The organism is Spirosoma jeollabukense (assembly GCF_054777855.1).
Genome location: NZ_BAAHAD010000003.1, coordinates 584,737 through 601,893 on the forward strand (window position 1 = coordinate 584,737; position 17,157 = coordinate 601,893).

The window sequence follows — 17,157 nt, forward strand, 5'->3', positions numbered from 1 at the left end:
TTAACGTAGTGGAATAGACGAAACGGCTCAATGAATAAGTAGGCTATCCCTACTCTTTTAATCGCTTCAAAATTTCTTCCAAATGTTGTAAATCCTGCACCAGTACGTCACGGGCTTTGCTTCCTTCAAATGCACCGACGATTTTAGCGGCTTCCAACTGGTCAATCAAGCGTCCGGCGCGGTTATAGCCCAGTTTAAGTTTACGCTGGATAAGGGACGTGCTTCCCTGCTGATGAATGACAATAAGACGCGCTGCTTCATCGAACATAGGATCTCTGTTATCAAGATCCACGTCTTTATCATCGCTCTGACCACCTTCGTCGCCAACAAATTCGGGTAATGAATAAGCATCGTCGTAGCCGCGCTGGTTACCGACAAACTCACAAATATCTTCAATCTCATTCGTATCGACGAACGGGCATTGCAACCGGATAATGTCGGAGTTGGAGGATAACAGCATATCGCCCATCCCAACCAGTTGCTCGGCACCACCCGTGTCCAGAATAGTCCGGGAGTCGATTTTAGAGGTTACTTTAAACGATAATCGTGCTGGGAAATTGGCTTTTATCAATCCCGTGATAACATTAACCGATGGGCGTTGCGTAGCCACAACCAGGTGAATCCCAATAGCCCGGGCCAACTGCGCCAACCGGGCAATAGGCTGTTCGACTTCTTTCCCAGCCGTCATCATCAGATCCGCTAACTCATCGATTATCAGAACGATATACGGCAAAAAGTGATGGCCTTTGTCGGGATTAAGCCGTCGTTTTACAAATTTTGCGTTATATTCCTTCAGGTTTCGGCAACCGGCATCTTTAAGCAGATTATAGCGATTGTCCATCTCAATACACAGCGAATTGAGCGTGTTAACAACCTTCTTGGTATCGGTAATGATGGGTTCCTCCGAATCCGGCAGTTTGGCCAGAAAATGGCGCTCCAGCTTGTTGAATAAAGTTAATTCTACCTTTTTAGGGTCGACAAGCACCAGTTTCAGTTGCGAAGGGTGCTTCTTGTAGATAAGTGACGTTAGCAATACGTTCAAACCAACTGATTTACCCTGACCTGTGGCACCGGCCATAAGCAGGTGGGGCATTTTGGCCAGATCGGCTACGTAAATTTCGTTCGAGATGGTTTTCCCTAATACGATTGGCAGGTCGAACTTGCTATTACTAAAGATATCGCTTGTAATCACCGACCGCATAGAAACCATTTCACGATTCTTATTCGGGACCTCAATGCCGATGGTTCCCATACCTGGCATGGGCGCAATGATACGTATGCCAAGCGCAGATAAGCTCAGCGCAATATCGTCTTCCAGACTCTTGATCTTGGAAATTCGAACCCCCTTCGCCGGTACAATTTCATACAACGTAACAGTTGGCCCGATGGACGCCTGAATGGAATCAATTTCGATGCCGAAGTTACGTAGCGTATTTTCAATCTTCTCTTTGTTGGCAGTCAGCTCATCGTCTGAAACCGACGCTTTTCGATTGTTCTGATACTCCGTTAGCAGTGTATTGGTTGGGTATTGGTATTGCGGCAGGTCGAGGGTTGGGTCATATAAACCATGCAGGGCTACCAAATCATCATCTTCGAATGGGTCTGGCTCAAACGTTGGGGCAGGCGTTGCACCGAGTTCTTCAGCATCAGCTACCGAATCCTCCACAACGGCGTCGCGGTTTTTGATCGTCAACGTAACGCCTGTACTCTGGCTGATGGCATCGGCTGTTGGTGTGCTGGTAGCTACAGGCGCGGTATTGTTATAAGTCGGGGCCGGTTCTGGTGTTTTATCCTGGTCAGCAGCATTTGAATGAATTATCGGATCTGGTTCATTATCCTCTTCCTCCGCTTCAAGTTCACTTTCTTCATAGGTATGCAACGTACCATCAGGCCGTTTTGGAGATCGTGGACGACTTAGCGCCGAGACATCCGGCAACTTTATATTACGTACGTCAAAGAAATAAACAACGAAAGCGAAGAGCAGAAAAGCAATGAAGGCCAGATTGCCCCAGCCAAAAAGGCCGTATAACGCAACGTTTAACTCATAGCCAATACCTCCGCACCATACGCTGGACGTTTCGGCAGAGTTCGTAACGAGCACGATGTACCCGAGCACAAGGCTGCACCAAACTGCACTGAACAGCAGGGCCGCTGTTGTCCGGCTTAGGGGTAGCAATTCTTTCCCAAAGGTCAATTTATACCCAGCCAGAAATACAATGACTGGTAAGGCTAATGCACCTACGCCAAACCATCGAAAAACGAATGCATGGGCTACATAAGCTCCTACAAGTCCAACCCAGTTACGGGTTTCGGTGGCAGCTTCCGCGAGCGGTTCAGAGAAAGCAGCACCCACTACACTTTGATCGGCTGGCCCATTCAGTAAATAGGATACACAGGCGACCAGCAACCCTACGGCTAACCCCATCAGCAAAACACCCAGGGTCAGGGTTGATCGTTGGTCGGTAAACCACCGGTCAATGGCGGCTCCCCAGTTAAAGGATGGGCTGCTGGTACGACCGGTTGACGCACCATTGTTTATTCGGGGACGGGGCTCATTACCGTTTCGGTCAGCATTTCGTCGGAGTGTATTTTGGCGTGGAGATGTCGTCGGTTGTGCCATGCGTTGAAGTAGTACTTTAAGCAGCAGGGGTAAATTTCCTACTTTTTAACGAGAAACTACGTAGAAACGCATGAAAAACGAGCGTAGAAACATAACAAGTTTTCAGTTCGTTACTATGAGGCCAGGTTCATGTGATAAATCACCGGATCAGACGCTTTCGAGCCACAGTCCAAACCTATCGTGTAGAGACGTAGTAGGCTACGTTTTCACATATTTTTCAACAACCCCTGGTTGATTCGTTTTGCCAGTGCGGGGCCTTCATAAATAAAACTGGTATAAACTTGGACAAGGCTCGCACCCGCGCGAAGTTTCTCCTGAGCGTCATCGGCCGAAAAAATGCCACCTACCCCAATAATTGGGAAGGCGCCCTCTGATTGTTGATACAGATAGCGAATCACCTCCGTTGCGCGTTCCTGTAAGGGGCGACCACTAACACCGCCTGCACCCATTTGCTCTACAAGGGCTGAATTAGTAGTCAGGCCAGCGCGGTTAATGGTTGTGTTGGTCGCAATGACGCCAGCAATGCCTGTCTCGGCGACAATAGAAATAATATCGTCTAATTGGCCGTTGGTCAGGTCAGGGGCAATTTTCAGTAAAATGGGTTTAGGGGTGCTGCGCTGGCGATTTTCCTGCTGTAGGGCAGTAAGGAGATGGGTTAACGGTGCACGTTCCTGTAAATCACGAAGACCGGGCGTATTGGGCGAACTGACATTAACCACGAAATAATCGACCGCATCAAATAATTCACGAAAGCTGGTCAGGTAATCACTCAGTGCATTTTCGTTAGGTGTGTCTTTATTCTTACCAATATTCCCTCCAACAATAACCTGCCTGTTTCCTCGATTCTGAGCGAAGTGACGCAGCCGACCAGCCGCCGGGCCAGCCCCCTTATTGTTGAAACCCATGCGATTGATCAACCCATGATCGGCCTTCAGTCGAAATAACCTCGGGCGTGGATTGCCCGGTTGCGGGCGTGGGGTTACGGTACCAATTTCGACGAAGCCAAAGCCCAGATCACTCAGTTCACTAATTAGCTCAGCATTTTTGTCGAAACCAGCCGCCATGCCCACTGGATTTGGAAACGTTAGCCCGAATACGGTTCGGGCTAATCGCTTATCTTCCACTACGTATAATTTCCGACAAAGGGCCGAAATGCCGGGAATGGCAAGGGCAAATTTCAGTAAAGTCGAAACAGTATGGTGAATGGTCTCGGCGTCGAAACGGAACAATAACGGGAGGATAATTCGCTTGTACATACCCGCAAAAATACGCCTATAAACCTAGACGGTTAAAAAAACCTTCTGGGTCTAACCGAATAAGTCCGATGATAGATACCGATCACCCCGGTCGCAAATGATGCAAACGATCACGCCCGATTCCAGTTCCTGCGCTAACTGGATGGCGGCATGAACGGAGCCACCACTGCTCATGCCTGCGAAAACGCCTTCAACGTTTGCCAGTTTACGCGTCATTACCGTAGCCTCATCGGCTGAAACTTCCATGACCCGATCAACCCGTTGTGGTTCAAAAATTTTAGGTAGGTATTCTACTGGCCACTTCCGAATACCCGGTATCGAGGAGCCATCTGTAGGCTGGCAACCAACAATTTGTATCGCCGAATTCTGTTCTTTCAGATAGCGGGAAGTTCCCATAATGGTGCCCGTTGTTCCCATCGAAGAAACGAAATGGGTTATCTGCCCCGACGTATCACGCCATATTTCGGGACCAGTGGTCCGATAATGTGCCAGATAATTATCTGGATTAGCAAACTGATTGAGCATCAAATAGCCGCCTTTGAAAACTTGCTCGTCGGCATAGTCGCGAGCGCTTTCGATCGTATTGGTCAGTGTAACTTTTGCGCCGAAAGCTTCCATTGTCAGGACACGCTCGCGGGTAGAGTTTTCAGGCATTACCAACTCAATGGGAATGTCATAAAGTCGGGCAATCATTGCCAGTGCAATACCCGTATTGCCACTCGTCGCTTCAACGAGCGTCATGCCTGGTTTCAGTTCACCTCTGGCCAGGGCGCCCTGAATCATGCTGACCGCGGCCCGGTCTTTCACACTGCCACCGGGGTTATTACCTTCGAGTTTGCCGTATAATGCTACGTTAGGATTTGGATTTAGACGGTTCAATTCAACCAGGGGGGTGTTACCGACTAAATCAAGCAGGGTTGCCATGCTGATTCGTATAAACTTGTTTTGAGTTGTCAAGGCTAAAGCTGTCCAATAAGTTCGCCAGCAGTTTTTGTTCCTGCAAAAAGGGTCACAGAATAATCTGGTTTTCTTATATCGCTGCCTGTTATTTTATTAAGTAGATTCTCCCCGATACTACTTTTTTACATTAGCTAATTGCTTGACAATGAATTTTATGCAAACTTGCTAACCAGAGAATGTAGAAGTTATTTTTCGTTACGTTAAGTTACTTCATACACTCTTTATTCACACCCTTTAATTACTTAATTCAGAATGAAAGCAACTCTATTTGCCAAACCGCTCACGAACGTTTACGTTGAACAAATTGCTGGTCAGTTTGACATGCCTGATTTAACACTTCCGTTTTGGGGAAGTCGTAAAAAAATGCCGATGCACCGCATTGTGCGGTTGGAAGGTGAAGGAAATTATACTGTCTTTCACTTTGCCGATGGGAGCCAGTTGATGGTGTCACTCACTCTGAAAAAAATGGAAAGCCGATTATCACCTAAGGTGTTCGTTCGGCCACACAAGAAGAGCATTATCAATTTGCTGTACTTAGACAGTATTCATCCCGACAAGCAGCAATTAAGTGTAAGCCTGGTAAATGGCGATCGGGTGGAAGTTTCCCGCCGAAAGGCCAGCCGATTCATCAAGCAGGTAAAAGGGTTTCAGCAGGAGTTGATGATACTCGATTCAAAGCCCACTGCGCCAGTCGTGCTGGTAGCGTAATACCTTGTCATTTAGAATGCAATAAAATTTTGTTAAAAGTCAGAAGCCGTCTCGTAGCTCTAAACTGTGAGACGGCTTCTGACTTTTAACAAAATTTACTTCTTCAATTTCTCTAATTCCTCATCCCGCAGGGGGCGACGAAGAATTTTACCTACGTTAGACTTCGGTAACTCATTGCGGAACTCAATAACGCGGGGGACTTTGTAAGGTGTCAGATTCTCCCGGCAATACGCTTTTATCGTTTCGACGGTAAGGTTCGGATCTTTTTTAACGACAAAAATCTTTACTACCTCCGTCGATTTTTCGTCGGGGACGCCAATACAGGCCACTTCCAGGACGCCGGGACACTGCGATACAACTTCCTCAATCTCATTGGGGTAGACGTTAAACCCGGACACCAGAATCATGTCCTTTTTGCGATCAACAATTTTGAAGAACCCATCTTCATTCATGATGCCAACGTCGCCCGTTTTAAACCAATCGCCCAGCATGGATTTTGCGGTCTCTTCGGGCCGATTATAATACCCTTTGAAAACCTGTGGACCGCGGGCTACAATTTCTCCGGCTTCGCCAGGTGGTGCGTCAGTGCCGTCATCGTGAATAATTTTCATCTCGGTGCTGGGCCAGGGAATACCAATTGTTCCGACGCGCACCGTACCATCAGTCGGATTAGAGCTAAGTACGGGCGATGTCTCTGTCAGGCCATACCCTTCACAGGGCGTATTGCCGGTGAGTTTAGCCCAACGTTCCGCTACAGTGGTTTGGAGCGCCATTCCACCTGCTGAGGTAACCTTGAGATAACTGAAATCGACTTCGCCAATGCGGGGATGATTCAGCAGGCCGTTGTACAATGTATTAACACCCGTGAAAGCCGTAATTTTATATTTCTTCAGATCGTCAATAAACGCGTTCAGATCACGCGGATTTGTGATAAGCAAGTTCATTGCTCCACTTTTTAGCGCGGCTAACGCATTCGTTGTCAGGGCGTAAACGTGATACAGTGGTAAGGCCGCGACAATAATGCCCTCCCCGTCGGGCACACCGCCCGGTTTCATCCAGTAATGCTGTCCTTCAACATTCGAGATAATGTTACGTTGGGTGAGCATAGCGCCTTTTGAGACACCGGTTGTTCCCCCTGTATATTGAATGAAAGCCAGATCCGTATTTTTGATCGTTACGGGTCGGAAAGGCTGAGAACTCCCTCGGCTGAGTGCCTCGTTAAAGGAAATAGCGTCGGGCAGGTTATAAGCAGGAACCAGTTTCTTAACGTATCTGACAACCGCATTAACGATTTGCTTTTTGGGAAAGCCCAGCAAATCGCCAAGTTGCGTGATCACTACATGTTTAATCTCCGTTCTATCTATGATTTTTTCCAGATGACTGGCAAAGTTGCTCAGTATCACAATCGCCTTTGTACCAGAGTCTTTATACTGGTGCTGCATTTCGCGGGGCGTGTAGAGCGGATTGGTATTAACTACAGTTAATCCCGCCCGCAACGCACCAAACATAGCCACCGGATATTGTAATGTGTTGGGCATCTGAATACCCAGTCGATCGCCTTTCTGAAGCCCCAGATCATTCTGCAAAAACGACGCGAACTGTTCGGATAAGTTGTATAATTCACCAAATGTTAGCTGTTTGCCCATACAGGCATAGGCGGGTCGGTCCCTAAATAGCCGACATCCTTCCTCAAACAATGCAGCCAGCGACGGATAGGCATCGGGATTTATTTCGTTGGGTACCTCTTTAGGGTAAAACCGTCGCCAGGGATATGGATTCAGGGTTGCTTGCGTCGCCATGTGAGATTGTAAAGTTTAAAGCAAAAATAAAATAAAAACGGGAAAGGTTTCGGGAAAAGGCGTAAAAGGCATACGATCCAACAAGAATAAGTATAAAAAGCTATGCCTAAAAGTAACCGCTGCTGTAATGTACTATTGTAGAGAAGGATAAGCTGTTTAAGATAGCCTTGTTGGTTGGTCACGCTCTTAAATCAGGTGAAACGGATGAGTCAGTCAGTATGGACTAATCCCTGTTAACGGTACGTAATACTCCGGAGCAGAAGATATGACCTGCGTCGTAGATGTCTTCATTTCCCAAACGGAGTATGATCTGATAATATGATGTAACCCTAATTGACTAAGAATTCATTAATTCTCTCAGCTATACTTGAACGACTGATCGAAATTTAGGCGAAGTTTTTGTCGTCAAACATACACACGTAGTAGCTAACGTATTGAACCGTATATAGGGCCAGTTATTAGCAAGACTAAGACAAGGTAAGCAAGAAGCCTGTATGTTCCATTTAGATTGAAAAAGACGTAGCACTCAGCAACGTAGCGTACCGGGTGAGTTTTCAAAACCCCTTTTATTCAGCAAGGTGTTTGGAAAGGATACGGCAAATCCCTCCGCAGCTTTGGAAAACTGCGGAGGAAATAGGGAAGATAGTTGGAATCGATATGTATCGGGTAAAGTTATGATCGACACTCCTCAATGAAAGGACGCTCTAAACGCCAGCGGTGACTGGTTCGTTTTTGTTTTGAACAGCTTGCTAAACGATTGTAGATGTTCAAACCCCAATTCGTATGCAATTTCACTGATGGTTAACTCAGTGGTTGACAGCTTTTCTTTTGCTTTTTCGATCAGCTTTTCATGAATATGCTGTTGGGTATTTTGTCCGGTCAGTACTTTTAACGAGCTGCTCAAATATTTGGGAGACACATTCAGGGATTGTGCTATATGCCCCACCGTTGGCAGTCCTTTTGAGCTTAAGTCTCTCTGGTCGAAATAATCACTTAACAGGTGGTCCAACCGTTCCAGTAGTTGATGACTGGATTTCTCCCGGGTGATAAACTGCCGATGGTAAAACCGGTCGGCGTAGTTAAGCAGGGTTTCAAGGTGCGAGATGATAATGGGTTTGCTGAACGTATCGATATGCGAATGGCACTCCTGCTGAATATGGTTGAGAATATCAATCAATAAGTCCTCTTCTTTTTCGGATAGAAATAAGGCTTCATTGACCGAGTAATCCCAAAAATCATAGTGTTTGATTGTTGTAGCCAATTGCGTATTCCATAGGAAATCAGGATGAATGAGTAGCATCCATCCTGATTGTTTGAGCTGTACAGCGCTCTTGTCAACAGCTAGGCCAACTACCTGGTTAGGCGATATAAAGGACAGAATACCCTCATCATAGTCATAGGTTTGCTGTCCGTATTTTAATTTGATTTCATTGGCATTGGCTACCCGTTTAAAGGCAACGCAATAAAAATCGCAAGCCCAGGCGGCTGGTTCGCTCAGGTTTAAACGGCTCACCGTCTCCACTTCGAACACACAGATTAACGGGTGTTGTGGTTTGGGTAACTGCCTGAAATGCAGAAATTCGCTAATGGTTTTAAAGCGTTTCACCAGGTTCGTTCTCCTTTCTTATTTCGAGTACAATTTTACCGCGCACGTGTTTAGTTTCGCTTTGGCGATGGGCGTCTGCGACTTGCGACAACGGATATACGGTGCTCAATACCGCTTTTACCTTACCCTCGTCAATGAGCTGGGTAGTACCGCTCAGCGATGATGTATACGTGGTTATACTGCCTCCGCCAACCAGGGTTCCGGTGGCATTCTTTTTTGCCAGGGCGTTCAGGAAATCTTCGCTGAGGGGTTGATCCAGATGCGTACAGACAAAGAGACCACCTTCCTTTAGGACATCAACCGACTTTAACCGGATGTTGTTATCCCGAATGGGCGTTGCGTTGAAAACAAGGTCAATCTCGCGCAGCCGTTCTTCAAAACGCTCATGATTGTAATCGATTACCTCATCGGCACCCAACTCTTTGAGAAAATCAACATTATAAGCCGATGCTGTTCCGATCACATAGGCGCCTTTTGCTTTGGCAAACTGCACCGCCAGGTTACCCACCCCACCAGCTGCGCCATGAATCAGCACACGCTGCCCCGGTTGTACGTTACCCAAATCCACGATGCCATTCCAGGCGATAAGCGCACATGAAGGGAGGGCTCCTGCTTCATTAAACGTGATATGCTGCGGCATTAACGAAAACTGATTTGCTTTTGCTGCAATATATTCCGCATAACTGCCATCGCCGGGGAAGTTTGGCACTCCATACACTTTGTCACCTCTTTTGAAATCGGTTACCTCGCAGCCGGTTTCCTCCACGATACCGGCTGCATCTAAGCCCAGGCCCAGGGGTAACTTCAGGAAAGACCGCAACACTTCATTTCCACCCTCGCGGATAACATAATCGGCAGGATTTACGCTGCTGGCGTACATTTTTATTAAAATCTCATCGGCGGCAGGAACGGGACGCTCTACCTCTTCCAGTTTCATTACCACAGGGCCACCAAATTCATGAATTCTAATTGCTTTCATAGTTCTGTTTTTGTTCATGCAAAGGTCTGCACTACGTTCAAAACAGATTTAGCCGAAATGCCCTTTCGTTTAGCCAAAACTCATCTAAACATAACTGACTTGATAAGACAGTTTCGTCCAGTTTATGATCATTGGGAACGTATCGCTCAATAGAAATGCCGATGCGTGTTGGCTCATCGGCATTTCTATTGAAGCAAAAGAAGGTAGTTGTCTTACCGATCAGCCGACTCGGGAGATTGTACCCTGAAGTGTTCCTCCGAACGATTGATCACCACGGGCTGATTCCTGTTTCTGGTACGTTGTCATCGCTAAAGAACTGACCTGTTGGCCCATCGGACCCTAGTATGGCTGCTTTTACCACCCTGGCAGCGGCATCTGGCACGGTTCCGGGGCCAGAATGGTGATTAAAATCGGTGGCGGTGTAGCCCGGATCAACGGCATTTACCTTAAAGGACGTATCCCGCAAATCATAAGCCAGCACGATGGTATAGGCATTGAGGGCCGCTTTAGACGCAACGTAACTGGTTGGCTTTACCTGATAATATTTCCATGAAGGATTAGTATGCAGGGTGAGTGAACCCAGGCCTGACGTAACGTTTACAATTCTTGGCTCTGGCGACTGCTTGAGCAGGTCTATAAACGCCTGCGTTACTTCGATGACACCAAAAAAATTGGTTTCAAAAACCTCCCTAAGCACGCTGATGTCCGTTTCCAACGGTGTCTGTGGCATAGTGCCGGAGATGCCCGCATTGTTAATCAGTACGTCCAGTACGTTCGTTTTTTGCCCTAACACGGCCCGAGCGGCCTTTATGGATGCAATGTCATTTACATCAATTTCAATTGGCTCTACCTGATTTAAACCCTCTGCCTGGAGCTGGCTAACGGCCTGCTGGCCTTTCTGCATATCCCGGCTGCCCAGGTATACGTAGTACCCCTGTTGTAGTAATTGTCTGGCTGTTTCAAAGCCAATACTTTTGTTTGCTCCTGTTATTAGTACTGTTTTCATAATTAAGTTGTTAACAGTACAAAGCTACTGCGCGCAGTGTGCCCGGATGCAACACATTCTACGGCATTACTGGTACATTTTACGGATGTTATGGCGGTAGTCGGCAGGGGTCACGCCAGTTTCGCGTTTGAAGAACCGGTTGAAGTAGGAAGCTTCTGAAAAACCGAGTTCGAAGGCAATTTCTTTTAACGAATTATTGGTATGAAAGAGCAAGCGCCGAGCTTCCAGTACCAGGCGCTCATGGATATGCTTGATAGCCGGTTTACCACTTTGCAGTTTCACCACCTCACTTAAATGCCCGGCAGAAATATGCAGCAGAGACGCGTAATCACCTACCTCATGCAGTTCGTGGAAATATTCATTGATTTTAGCCTGAAAATCCTTTAGGAGAAGCTTATCCGCCGAAGTTTCATTGCCTGTAAACTGCTCGGTGTATAGGCGGCTCAGGTACGTAAGCAGCACCGCCAAATAAGCAGCCAGCATGCGTTGCTGCCATTCACTAGGGTGCTGATACTCAACATTGATCTTAGCCATCATGTCTTCTACAAACAGAATGTCAGCCTCCGTAAGCTGTAATTCATGGCCGTTTTGCGGATTCTGAATTAAAGGCAGCTTGCTTAATGAAGCGTTTTCCTGCAATGCCAGGAACTCCTTCGTAAACGCAATTCCCGTACTCCATAACTGCTCAAATCCTTCTTTTACAATGATTTGATTAGGGCCTGTGAAGTAAATCGTGTTGTCTTTAATTGTATAGGGAGCCATGTCAATCCATTGACGACTGCCAGCCCGCCTGATAAAAACAATCAGGTAGTGATCCTTCCGGTGCGGTACGAGAAGATCGGACTCACTGGGTAAAATCCCTTCAAAATTATAGACTCTAAAATTCCGATTACCAGCTACTTCGTCTGGCTCCAGATTATAAACCGGCACGTATTGATTCTCGCTAACCATCTGCATTGGTTAAAACTGCGATTTTTACAGCTATAAACGCATATCGCCAACAGTAGCATCGAGGCTCGCTACGTCTTTACGATAATTGGTTGGGAATGACGTTTTAGCGAATTATATATCACTGCACAATGATCAAAAAAACACTGCTGCTACTCGCGTTGATTAGCGCTACTCTGATTCCGGTTTTTTCGCAAAACCGGGCGCCAGTACTACGTCAGGACGTTCCCCTGGATTCTATTCGCCTGAGCGATCCGTTTATTCTGGCCGATAAAAAGACCGCCACCTACTACATGACCGGTACAGGGGGTATGATGTGGAAAAGCAAAGACTTGAAAACATGGACTGGTCCTTTTATAGTAGCCAAGACCGACCCTGAATCCTGGATGGGAAAGAACCCAATGATTTGGGCCGCCGAACTGCACCAGTACAAAGGTAAATACTACTATTTTGCTACGTTCACCAACAGAGAGGTAAAAATTGATACGGTTGGCGAAAATGTCATCGAACGCCGTGCCAGCCATGTGTTAGTCAGCGATAAAGCCGAGGGGCCTTACGTTCCCATGAAAGATCCAACGTATTTGCCCGCCGACAAACCTACTTTAGACGGCACATTTTGGGTAGATAAAGATGGCAAGCCTTACATGGTGTATTGTTATGAATGGCTGCAAAATCTGAACGGAACCATTGAAAAAATAGAGTTGAAGCCTGATTTAAGTGGTTCGATTGGGGAAGGAAAACTGCTCTTTCGCGCCAGCGACAGCCCTTGGAGTCGTGAAAACGTGAATGGTAAAATTGGTCCTAACAAAGTAACGGATGGACCCTTCTTATTTCATACAGGAACCGGTAGGCTGGGCATGATCTGGACCAGTTGGATTTATGATGTCTACACGCAGGGCGTTGCCTATTCCAAAAGTGGTACGCTGGATGGTCCGTGGATACAGGAGGCCGATCCCATAACCCCGCCGAACTATGGTCATGGTATGCTGTTTCAGACGTTAACTGGTAACTGGTTGATGTCCGTTCATAGTCATAGAAAGAGTAACGGCCGTACCGTGCGGAATCCTCATTTACTTGAAGTAGATTTTTCCGGCGACAAGTTAGTCGTCGGTAAGCCCTACCTGCCTTAGTCAATACGTCTGAAACCCACAACTCAGCTCTCGGTCCTTTGGAAAAACGACTTGCTTTGCTAGCTTTGAGCCATTGCCTGTAGCAATACCGCGCGAGCGGCCACCTCTCACAAGTAAAGACCAAAAACATGGCTAAGATCACAGTAAAGGATGGTACCGAGATTTATTATAAAGATTGGGGAACAGGGCAACCGATTGTTTTTCATCACGGCTGGCCGTTATCGGGCGACGATTGGGATGGGCAAATGATGTTTTTCCTAAAGGAGGGATTTCGCGTGATTGCTCATGATCGAAGAGGACATGGACGATCATCCCAAACCAGCGAGGGACATGATATGGACACCTATGCCGCCGATGTAGCGGAGCTTACTCAATTCCTTGATTTGAAAGATGCGATACACATTGGCCATTCAACCGGTGGGGGAGAAGTGATCCACTACGTTGCCAAACATGGACAGGCACGGGTAGCGAAAGCGGTATTGATCAGTGCCGTAACGCCACTCATGGTGCAGACGGAATCGAATCCGGATGGTATTCCTATGTCGGTATTCGATGAAATACGAGAAGGTACGGCCACACATCGACCTCAGTATTTTCAGGATTTTACCCTTCCTTTTTATGGCTACAACCGGGAAGGAGCAAACATATCGCAAGGTATTCGGGATAATTGGTGGCGTCAGGGCATGATGGGTAGTATTAAAGCTCATCACGATGGTATCAAAGCTTTTTCGGAAACCGATTTTACGGAAGATCTCAAAAGTGTGGATATACCGGTGCTTGTTCTGCATGGTGAAGACGACCAGATCGTTCCATTTCCTATTAGTGGAGCAAAGGCGGTAAAGCTGTTGAAAAATGGAAAGCTCATTTCGTATCCGGGATTTCCACATGGTATGCCCACTACCGAAGCGGCCACCATCAACGCAGACCTGTTGGCGTTTATTAAATCCTGAGAAGTATATAACCCAGGCGATTTCCAGCACTCTCCTGGGTTGAACTAACCACTACGTTACACGCACACGACAGGCATTTATGTCATGCTTCGGCACCGGCCGCCCGGCTCCGTCAGCATGACATAAATGCCTCTATTATTAATGCGGATTACAGATGACTGGCCTAGTAAACCATAGACGATTTTGTCATCCCGACAAAGGAGGGATCTTCGGTAAGTTGGAGTAGCTTTGTCTTGTCCGAAGATCCCTCCTTAGGACGACATGACAAAAATAACTAATTGAATATCAATAATTTATCTATATTTTAGGCTATAATTCACGTTATTATTAGGGTAAAATTCGAAAGGTTAAACAGTTTCTTTGTTTGACATTTTTGATCTGACGCTCGATGTTTCTTCGATTGAAAATTAGTTATTTGTGAAAATTCAAATTCTTGCTTTTAACCATTCGTACATTAATGCAAAACAGCCTATTTATCGGTGCCGCTCTGGTCGCACTGAGCCTGACCAACGGTCTGCTGCCTGCCAATAGTATTGGCGAATCTCCTCACAAAACAGTTACTCGACATGCCGTGGCCAAAGCCACCACCTACACGGTTGATCCGGCCCAGAGTGCCATCAGCTGGAACGCCAAAAAAGTGACGGGAGAACACAATGGCATCGTGAAAATTGCCAAAGGCCAACTGAATATGGATGGGAATAAACTCACGGGTGGAACCTTTGTCGCTGATATGACTTCTATGCGCGACGTAGATAAAGGCGAAGCGAATCCCTTCAACGAAAGATTGGTCAATCACTTGCGGTCGGAGGACTTTTTTGCGGTGGAAAAATTCCCGACCTCGACCTTTAAAATCACCAGCGTGAAGCCAATTGAGGGAGCCAAAGCGGGCGAACCTAATTATACTGTTAGTGGCGAACTGACCATTAAAAACACGACCAAACCACAAACGTTTCCGGCTTCGGTAACGCTTTCGGGCAATATGGCTCAGGCAACGGCGAAGCTTACGGTCAATCGAATTGATTATGATATTAAGTACCGGGCTGCCATCATTGGTACGGCTGCCGACAAAATCATCGACGATACTTTTTCGCTGGATCTAAAGATGGTGGCCACCAAAACACCGCTTTAAGTAGGGTTTCTGAATAATGCGGGGGCTGGCCTTGGTGAATCAACTAGAATCGCCAAAGCCAGCCCCCGAACGTATCATAACATATCCGCGTCTGCATGCTTGACGCAGGCACGTAGTGATTTTGTCAATTGAATGACTGCCTGAATTCTAAAGGAGACAGGTTGGTTTTGGTCTTGAATAGCTTGCTGAACGACTGCGGATGTTCAAAGCCTAAGGCGTAGGCAATTTCGCTGACTGATAAGTCGGTGGCGGATAACTTCTCTTTTGCGGTTGAAATTAGCTTGTCGTGTATGTGTTGCTGGGTGCTTTGTCCAGTCAAGGCTTTGAGCAGGCCACTCAAATACGTGGGCGAGATATTTAGGGTCTCGGCCACGTAGTGAACGGTTGGCAATCCCTTTTTCAGCAAATCATCGCTGTTGAAATAGTCCGTGAGAATAGTTTCCAGCCGATCCAGGATTTTATGATTGGTAATTTTGCGGGTGATGAATTGGCGTTGATAAAATCGTTCAGCATACTTGAGCAATAATTCAAGCTGAGCAATGATGATATCCTGACTGAACTTATCAATGTTTGAGTGGTATTCCTGCTCAATGATTTTCATCATGCCCGTAATGATTACTTCTTCTTTTTCGGATAGAAATAAGGCTTCATGGACTGAATAATCAAAAAATTCATATTGCTTTATCGTTTTGGCCAACGAGGTATTCCAGAGAAAATCGGGATGGATAAGCAACATCCATCCCGTTCGTTTTATTGTCGACCCATTCTCAACCTCGATGCCAAAAACCTGGCCCGGTGAAATGAAAAACATGATACCCTCATCAAAATCATACGCCTGTTGCCCGTATTTAATCTTGGCATTAAAACCCCGTTTCAGTGAAATGGAATAAAAATCAAAGACCATACTGATTGACTCATTGTCATGCAACCGCTTGATGGTTTGCATATTGATCACACTGATTAATGGATGCGCTGGTTTAGGAAGCCCCATCAGTTGGTGATACTCAGCAATCGTTTTAATCCGATAAGGTTGTGTGGGTTTCATCGTACAGGCTACTTAGTTGCCATTAAACACTGTCGCAAATTCCTTCGCAAACTCTTCCAACTTCACGCTTCCCATTATCGCTGGCTTGTGCAAATCATAATCTTCGTGCAATAAACCACTATGAGAAGCACCAAACATTTCAACCAGTTTGGCCGCAACGGTTGTGGGTATACCGTTTGCTTCCATACCGCTTTGCATTTGTTCGTCGCTAATTGTTACCCATTTCAAGTCAGGTTTGCCAATGGCATTGCCTAACACCTGAGCAATCTCATTGCAGGTACGTTCGTCACTGGCTACGTATCGTACGTGCTTACCGTTGGTTTGGTTCTCGATCTCATCGGCCGCAGCAGCCGCAATGTCTTTTGGCGACACCAGTACGGTTAAGTCGTCATCGCCATAATTTGCTGCCATAAACCCCATCGATTTTATCATGCCGACAAACGCATATAAATTATAGTAGATATACGTAGCACGAAGATGCGTAATTGCTTCGACACCTGGCAAGGCATTCAGCGCATTCTCCACGTGATGGTGACCAACAATCAAGCCGGTGCCTTTTTCTAACTGTGCGCCGTAACTGCTTACATAAACGACGCGCTTCACCCCCGACTGCCCAATGGCTTGCACAAGGGATTCACCTAACTTCTTATGACGGGCCATCGGATCGGGTACGGCATTATTGGGTGGAATCATGGCGTGTACGACATCTGCGCCAGTAAACGTAGTGGTTAAAAAATCAACGTCTTCCACGGATCCAATGGCGGCAGTAGCCCCCAGGGCTTCAATATCTTTTTGCCGTTCAGGGCTACTGCTAATAACCGTAACCGTATGCCCTTTTTGCACCAACGCTTGTGTCAATGGATTACCAATGTGTCCTAACGAACCTGTTACTACAACTTTCATGTCTCTGTTTTTTGTTTCTGCAAAGTTCGGCAGCCATTAAAAAGCAGACGTAGTCAAATCTATGGTTGTTGTAGTCGAACGTGAGGGGTATTCAGCGGGTTGAACGCTACGTACCATT

14 protein-coding genes are annotated in these 17,157 nt (G+C 46.6%); 4 read left to right on the forward strand and 10 right to left on the reverse strand.

Going from position 1 to position 17,157, the window contains the following annotated elements; all coding sequences use genetic code 11:
- Positions 1-49: 49 nt before the first annotated feature.
- From ACYVEA_RS16645 to cysM, 3 genes are all read right to left on the reverse strand, one after another.
- Positions 50-2,620 carry an FtsK/SpoIIIE family DNA translocase gene (locus ACYVEA_RS16645; RefSeq protein WP_461114551.1) on the reverse strand — a complete coding sequence of 857 codons (2,571 nt, stop codon included), beginning with the start codon at positions 2,618-2,620 and terminating at the stop codon, positions 50-52.
- Positions 2,621-2,826: 206 nt separating this feature from the next.
- Positions 2,827-3,876, reverse strand: a complete 1,050-nt coding sequence (locus ACYVEA_RS16650; RefSeq protein WP_461114552.1) for a quinone-dependent dihydroorotate dehydrogenase — start codon at positions 3,874-3,876, stop codon at positions 2,827-2,829.
- Positions 3,877-3,927: 51 nt separating this feature from the next.
- A complete protein-coding gene (gene cysM, locus ACYVEA_RS16655; protein WP_461114553.1) occupies positions 3,928-4,800 on the reverse strand; it encodes a cysteine synthase CysM in 873 nt (290 codons plus the stop codon).
- A gap of 288 nt (positions 4,801-5,088) precedes the next feature.
- On the opposite strand from cysM, the gene ACYVEA_RS16660 reads away from it, so the two are divergent.
- Positions 5,089-5,544 (forward strand): LytR/AlgR family response regulator transcription factor, encoded by a 456-nt coding sequence (locus tag ACYVEA_RS16660; protein WP_461114554.1) that lies wholly within the window; start codon positions 5,089-5,091, stop codon positions 5,542-5,544.
- A 95-nt stretch (positions 5,545-5,639) separates the two neighbouring features.
- On the opposite strand, the gene ACYVEA_RS16665 is transcribed toward ACYVEA_RS16660, so the two are convergent.
- The 5 genes from ACYVEA_RS16665 to ACYVEA_RS16685 form a co-directional block, all read right to left on the reverse strand.
- Entirely contained in the window at positions 5,640-7,343 is a 1,704-nt protein-coding gene (locus tag ACYVEA_RS16665; protein WP_461114555.1) for an AMP-binding protein, read from the reverse strand.
- A 688-nt stretch (positions 7,344-8,031) separates the two neighbouring features.
- A complete protein-coding gene (locus ACYVEA_RS16670; RefSeq protein ID WP_461114556.1) occupies positions 8,032-8,949 on the reverse strand; it encodes a helix-turn-helix domain-containing protein in 918 nt (305 codons plus the stop codon).
- Positions 8,936-9,928 carry an NADP-dependent oxidoreductase gene (locus tag ACYVEA_RS16675; protein ID WP_461114557.1) on the reverse strand — a complete coding sequence of 331 codons (993 nt, stop codon included), beginning with the start codon at positions 9,926-9,928 and terminating at the stop codon, positions 8,936-8,938. Before ACYVEA_RS16675 ends, ACYVEA_RS16670 begins: the two co-directional genes overlap by 14 nt.
- Positions 9,929-10,196: 268 nt before the next feature.
- Positions 10,197-10,934 carry an SDR family oxidoreductase gene (locus ACYVEA_RS16680; RefSeq protein WP_461114558.1) on the reverse strand — a complete coding sequence of 246 codons (738 nt, stop codon included), beginning with the start codon at positions 10,932-10,934 and terminating at the stop codon, positions 10,197-10,199.
- 66 nt (positions 10,935-11,000) lie between these two features.
- Complete coding sequence (locus ACYVEA_RS16685; protein WP_461114559.1) at positions 11,001-11,891, reverse strand: AraC family transcriptional regulator; 891 nt, start codon at positions 11,889-11,891, stop codon at positions 11,001-11,003.
- 122 nt (positions 11,892-12,013) lie between these two features.
- Here ACYVEA_RS16685 and ACYVEA_RS16690 point away from each other — a divergent pair, with 122 nt between their 5' ends.
- From ACYVEA_RS16690 to ACYVEA_RS16700, 3 genes are all read left to right on the forward strand, one after another.
- On the forward strand, positions 12,014-13,012 hold the full coding sequence (locus ACYVEA_RS16690) for a glycoside hydrolase family 43 protein (protein ID WP_461114560.1): 999 nt from the start codon (positions 12,014-12,016) through the stop codon (positions 13,010-13,012).
- A 128-nt stretch (positions 13,013-13,140) separates the two neighbouring features.
- On the forward strand, positions 13,141-13,962 hold the full coding sequence (locus ACYVEA_RS16695) for an alpha/beta fold hydrolase (RefSeq protein ID WP_461114561.1): 822 nt from the start codon (positions 13,141-13,143) through the stop codon (positions 13,960-13,962).
- Between the two features lie 457 nt (positions 13,963-14,419).
- Entirely contained in the window at positions 14,420-15,091 is a 672-nt protein-coding gene (locus ACYVEA_RS16700; protein WP_461114562.1) for a YceI family protein, read from the forward strand.
- A gap of 124 nt (positions 15,092-15,215) precedes the next feature.
- Here the strand turns inward: ACYVEA_RS16700 and ACYVEA_RS16705 are convergent, their stop codons facing one another.
- Positions 15,216-16,136 carry a helix-turn-helix domain-containing protein gene (locus ACYVEA_RS16705; protein WP_461114563.1) on the reverse strand — a complete coding sequence of 307 codons (921 nt, stop codon included), beginning with the start codon at positions 16,134-16,136 and terminating at the stop codon, positions 15,216-15,218.
- Positions 16,137-16,148: 12 nt separating this feature from the next.
- Positions 16,149-17,039: an NmrA family NAD(P)-binding protein gene (locus tag ACYVEA_RS16710; RefSeq protein ID WP_461114564.1), complete on the reverse strand. Its 891-nt coding sequence runs from the start codon at positions 17,037-17,039 to the stop codon at positions 16,149-16,151.
- Between the last annotated feature and the right edge of the window lie 118 nt (positions 17,040-17,157).